Origin of the sequence: Paenibacillus sp. 598K (assembly GCF_003851045.1) — a bacterium.
Lineage (GTDB): Bacteria > Bacillota > Bacilli > Paenibacillales > Paenibacillaceae > Paenibacillus_D.
Genome location: NZ_BFBX01000162.1, coordinates 4,098 through 9,786, shown reverse-complemented (window position 1 = coordinate 9,786; position 5,689 = coordinate 4,098). Strand labels below are relative to the sequence as shown.

The window sequence follows — 5,689 nt, the reverse complement described above, 5'->3', positions numbered from 1 at the left end:
TGGCGACGCCGCTCGCCATCGAGCCTGCGGCGGACTCGCTGGTCGGCGACGGCAGGTTCAACCTCGCCGATCTGACAGCAGCGGCGAGCGACGCTGCGAGCGTGGGCTTGCGCATCACGTTGCCTGCCGCCAGCCTCGGTTACACCTCGTATGCGGCGGGAGATCGCGTGACGATTACCGCCGGTCCCGGCGCAGGCTCCGACTATGTGCTGACGGAGACGGATGCGGTCGCGCTGGCGAGCGATGCGCTGGAGGTGACGGTCGACGTCACGAGCGGCTACCGCCTGCTCGCAGGCATCGCCGGACAGTCGGTCGTACACGAAGCGACCGTGCGCTCGAGCCGCCCGAACGTCCCGGATGCCGGCTCGCTGCAGGCGGACTTGCCGATCTGGATCGATACGGTCGCGCCGCTCGTCGAGCTCAGCGCGGGCACGGTCGAGTACGCAGGGGAGCTGGAGGCGTCCAGCAGCGAGGCCGGGATGCTCGTGCTCGTGCCTGCGGCGGAGCAGGTAAGCGGCTCCGAGCAGCTGAGGGATGACGAAGGGAGCTACAGCTTGTACCCGTCTCGCGAGGTGGTCGCAGAGGGCTCGGCGACGTTCGGTCAAGAGGACTGGGCGCCGGGAGATTATCTGGTGTACGCTGTCGATGCGAGCGACAATCTGTCGGTCCCTGCAGAGCTGACCGTCGGCTATCCCGATCAGCCGGTCGTCAGCCGACAGGACGAGTCGAGCGAGCATGTCGAGCTGCCCGCGTCGGTCAATCCCGAGGTGTGGGCGCCTTATGGGATGACGGTAGAGGAGCTGCTGTCAGAGCAGCTCGAGGTCAACAGCCCGTACACGCTGCGCGTGGTGGACGGCGAAGGGCTGCCTGCGGCTGGCGAGACGCCGCTGGAGCAAGGGCTGCGCGTCCGTATCGGAGCGCCTTATGACGGAGAGTGGGTCGATTACCACATCCGGCTGCAGGCCGTAGCGGGTACAGTGGCGGAGCTGCAGGAGGGGCTGGAGCGGCTGGCTGAGATCAGTGCGATCAAGCTGACGGACGATATCGTCGCGGCAGATGTCGAGCTGACGCTGCCCGGCGATGCCTTGCTGAGGGCGACCGGAGGCGAGTCGCGCGTGCTGGAGGTGCGGTCGCTGGATGCCGGGGATTACGCGTTGACTCGCAGCGGCGTGCTCCTGGTCGTGCAGGCTGACGGAGACGAGGCGCTGACAGCCGTACTGGCCGATCCGCTGTCGGATCGCGTCCGCATCAGCGGCCTGGAGGCTGACGGCTATGGCGGTCTCGCCAATCGTTCGGCCGATGGCAGCTACTACTATACACAGGACGCAGATACCGGCCGCGTGACGGCGTTCGTAGCGACCCCGGCCGGGCTGCGGGCGGCGTGGCCGAGCGCGACGCATCTGTACCTAGCGCAGGATATCGAGCTGCCAGAGGGAGCTGAGGGGGAGCTGGGCGAGGCGGCTCAACTGGAGGAGTTGGCGGCTTCGACCGAGCGGACGCTCTCGGCAGCGAGTATCGCCGAAGGCTGGGAGGCAGCCAGACAGCAGGTCGTCGTCATCGACCGCAGCCTGCCGCCGCTCACAGCGGCGATTACCCGGCTGAATATCGATGCAGGACTGCACGGGTTTAAGCTGGAGTTCGATGCGCCGGTCTCGGCGATCACGAGAGCCAAGGGCGGAGCCATCGTCGATTCGATCAAGCTCTATTATGGCGGAGAAGAAGAGCCCTTGGCCTATGAGGACTATAGCTGGTATTGGGTTGACGACAGGGAAGTCGAGATTCACAAGACATTCGGTGTGAACCCGATAGGGCTGAGCTCGGTCGAGATTGCCTTCGCCGACGAACGGATCGTCTCGCAGGCTGGCGCAGTATACCCTGCGTCGACGCCGGTCGTCTACACCGCACCGCTGCCGCTCGCTCCGCCTGCGGGGATGGGCTATGTGGCCGATTCGGCACTCGAAGACGGTATACTCAATCTCGCCGAGCGTGCGCTCCTGGCGGAAGAGCAGGCGACAGCGCTTATCGAGGTGGAGCTGAGCGGCGAGGCCGACGACGGCTATGAGCTGTATAGCGCCGGGGACGAGATCGTCGTGGAGATCGATTGGGAGGAAGCAGGCTCCTACAGTCTGACGGCTGAGGATATCGACGCGTTAGGTAGCGGGCCGATCAAAGTAACTGTCGATGTATCCGACCACTTGCTTGGCTATGAGGCGGATCAGGAGGCGGAGATGTACGCCGGAGCCTGGGTTCGCTCGTCAAGGGCGAATGTCGAGGATTCGGACTCGTGGCAGGAGCAGCGGCTGCTGAAGATCGATCTGGTTGCTCCGTCCGTCACCGGCGCGCCGGCTGAGCAGCCGTTCGCCGGGTCTCTCACGGTGAGCAGCAGCGAGGCGGGGACGATTGTGCTCGCGCCGGGTATCGCGCCTGTCGTAACATTGTCGGATTTAATGCTGGACGGGGCTTATCGCTATCCTCATCGTGTCGTATCCGGCGCTGAGGAGAGTGTATCCTTCACGAGTGCCGATTGGGAGCAGGCAGGGGAGTTTGTGCTCGTAGCTGTAGATGAGGCAGGCAACCTGTCGGAGGCCGTACCTGTGACCATCCTGACACAGCCAGCGGAAGAGCCGTTCTATGCGCTCACGGGCGCACCGCGGACAGAGGAGTCGAAGGTGTATGGTATCCAGGTGTGGTTCTCGAAGCCACTCGCCGTGCCGGACGGTTGGCTCGACAGGATCGAGGTCGACAATGGGTTTGGTGATCCGATAATTCTGGATGGGGCTGAGCTGGAGGACATCTACCAGTATCCGGGCACGTCGAGATACGACATTTCGTTCCCGTACGATTCCAGTCCATGGCTGGATACGGTCGTGGAAATCCGTGTCTACTTCACCCCTGAGGCAGTCGCGGTCGGCGGCGAACCGCTGACCGAGGATCATGCGGTATACCGGCCGCTCGCGATCGAGGACGGCTGGAATGAAGATATCTATGTGCCTGAGCAGACGCCTGCGCAGGCGCTGTGGGAGCATCTGACGCTCAGGGGCGAGACAGACCTCGCGATCCGCGATGCTGACGGGGCTGCGGTTGCCAGCGATGAGACGCTGCACTCCGGCATGGAGGTGTGGCAAGCGGGAGAGCGCGTCTGGCGCGTGGGGATCCAACGGTTGCTCACCGAAGACCTGCAGCTGGAGCAAGCCGTCTTGAACGCCGAGGGCATCGACCGTATCAAATACGCTTTCGCTGATGATTATTACGAGCGGAGACCAGGCGGCCACTTCAGGGAATCGGAGGGAGGCGCCGCGATCGTCGTGAACGAAGCGACCTTCCGCAGCGCCCTGGCCGATGAAGGCTCTGAACGGCTGTGGCTGATGCACGACATCGATGTGCCGGCGCCGGTAGATTTCCCGGATCGTGAGCTAGTATTGGATGGCGATGGTGTACACTTGACGATTCGTACAATTATGAACTTCCGATTCGCCAAGCAGAGCATCACGGAAGGCGTCACTGTCACCGATACGAGCATGCAGGCCCCGCCTGCGGTGGCTTACCTGCCGGAGGAGACGGTGCTGCCGGAGGGCGGCTCCATCCGCATCGGTTTTGTCGAGGCGTTCTCGGACATGGATCAGAGTCTTTGGTTGTCGCGCATCCAGCAGGCGTTTGTGAGCGGCTTCTACTTGCCGGGTGACTCGATCTCCGCGACCATCGATCCCCAGGACGAGCGTGTCGTCGTCATTACCAATGTCACGGGTAGCCCGCTTAATTTCTCCGCCCGAAACATTTATCTGCTATCGGAGTACGGTCACCCGTTTTCGCCGCAGGTGAAGATCTTCGACAACCATTCATTGGCTGCTCAGCTGACGTTGCTGGAAGGGGCAGAGCCAGGGATGACGCAACTGTCGATCGATTTCAACCAGATGCTCGATGAAGCGACGTTGGAGCTGGAGACGGGCGAATTGATCGCCGAGCTGAGCTACTGGGACGGGGAGTGGCATGCGCTGCAGGATCAGATCGTCTCGGTAGAGTGGGCTATCCAGCCGCTGGGCCATTCCTTAGTTGTAACCATCGCCGGTTATGAGCACAATGAAGCGGCGGAGCATGACTTGCGCATCGTCTTCCAACCGGGAGCGGTCATGTCCGACGAGGGCGACAAACTGCGTCCGAACCGCCAATTCACGCTGTTGCCAAGCGCATAGATAATACAACATCAAAACCGCCTTACTCTTCGGGAGAGGGGCGGTTTTTTATTGTTGTTATGAGGTTGCGAGCTTGGTTTACTGAGGAATTTCAATTGCTACGCTACTGCCTATGAACAGATCCTTTTCGCTTGACCAGTAGTGCCCGCTAATGCCGTCTAAATCTAAGGGTTGAATATAGTAACCTAATTCAAGAATAACTTCATTACGTTCAGATCGAAAGGATAGCTTATAGTCAGGCAATGCTATATCCATCGCAGAAGTCGTTACCGTTTTCGCCTTCTCTAACGAACGTGTAATGTCATCGATTTTTGATTTCTCGGTTATTTCAACTAAGGGCTCATTGGATTCATATTCAGTTATTGTTATCCTGGATACCTCTCCTCCAATATGGATTGCATTCGAACTACAGCCTAACGCAAGGATAAGCAAAATGGATGACAACATAAATTTCCGCAGTAAGGTCAATTTGCTTCCCCCTAGATTAAGTCCGTTCTTCCGTACCAGACATATTAGCTCCTCAATCTATCGTAGCTGACTCGGCCACAGCACGAGCAACTTGCCGTCGCGCTCGGCGCCGAGCTCGTGGAGCAGCGCTGCGCCCTCGCTCTGGTCGACGGGCTCGCCGTTCCAGCGCTCGACCTTTACCTTGCTCAGCGCTTGCTGCTGCAGGATCGTACGCAGCAGTCGGGCCAGCTCGGCGGCCGTGAGCGGCGGGACGGTCGTCTCGGTGCGACTGCGCGCTGCTGTGACTGTTGTCGCGACGGTTGATGACTGTTCCTCGTCGTTGTCGGCCGACTCCTGAGGCGTCCGCAGCGTGATGCGGCGGCCGTTGTTCTCGATCCAGGCGACCCAGCGCTCGCCTTTGAGGACGAGATAGTTGCCGCTCTTGCGGGCATAGGCTGTCCCCGGATCGGCTGGCCAGTCGGCGATCAGGCCGTACGGGTTGGCCGGGTCGACGGCGGAGAGCAGCGTCGGCTCGTCGTTGCCTGATGACAGTGGGCTGCGCATCGCCGCCATCAGCTCGCGCGAGGTGAACTGCATCGCTTGCTTGTCGAGGACGAATCGGCCGCGCGACACGGCGCCCCACTCCTCGAGCTGACGCATGACGGGCAGCAGCGTCTCCCAATCGAACGGCGACGCCTGCTGGACCAGCTCTCGCGTGAGGATACCGTGGCTCTGCAATAGATGGTGCACCCACTGGAGCGCCGATTCGCTAGGTCCGTTGGCGGCGAGCGCCCTGTCTGCTCCCGATTCGGAAGCCAGGCCGCTATCCTCCGTCTCCAGCAACGAGCCGGTCCAGTACCAGCGGCCTTGCCCGGTCCCAATCTTGTCGAACTTCTTGGATCGCCGCACCCCGTGCAGGCGCAGCGGGGCAAACTGATCGCCGGCGACATGCCCCTCCCAGACGAGCTCGAGCAGCTGCTCCAGCAGCTCGGATGGCGGCAGATCGAGCTCGCGACCGAGCCGGGTGATGAAGGTCGCGCCCAGCCGCCGCA

At 61.7% G+C, this 5,689-nt stretch carries 3 protein-coding genes; 1 reads left to right on the top strand and 2 read right to left on the bottom strand.

Going from position 1 to position 5,689, the window contains the following annotated elements:
- Window positions 1-4,190: hypothetical protein (locus PA598K_RS32645; RefSeq protein WP_185602367.1), on the top strand; the 4,190-nt coding region annotated here is incomplete at its 5' end.
- 78 nt (window positions 4,191-4,268) lie between these two features.
- Here PA598K_RS32645 and PA598K_RS32640 read toward each other — a convergent pair.
- A complete protein-coding gene (locus PA598K_RS32640) occupies window positions 4,269-4,658 on the bottom strand; it encodes a hypothetical protein (protein WP_128660930.1) in 390 nt (129 codons plus the stop codon).
- 57 nt (window positions 4,659-4,715) lie between these two features.
- A partial coding sequence (locus tag PA598K_RS32635; protein ID WP_446674107.1) for an Lhr family helicase occupies window positions 4,716-5,689 on the bottom strand: 974 nt, incomplete at its 5' end.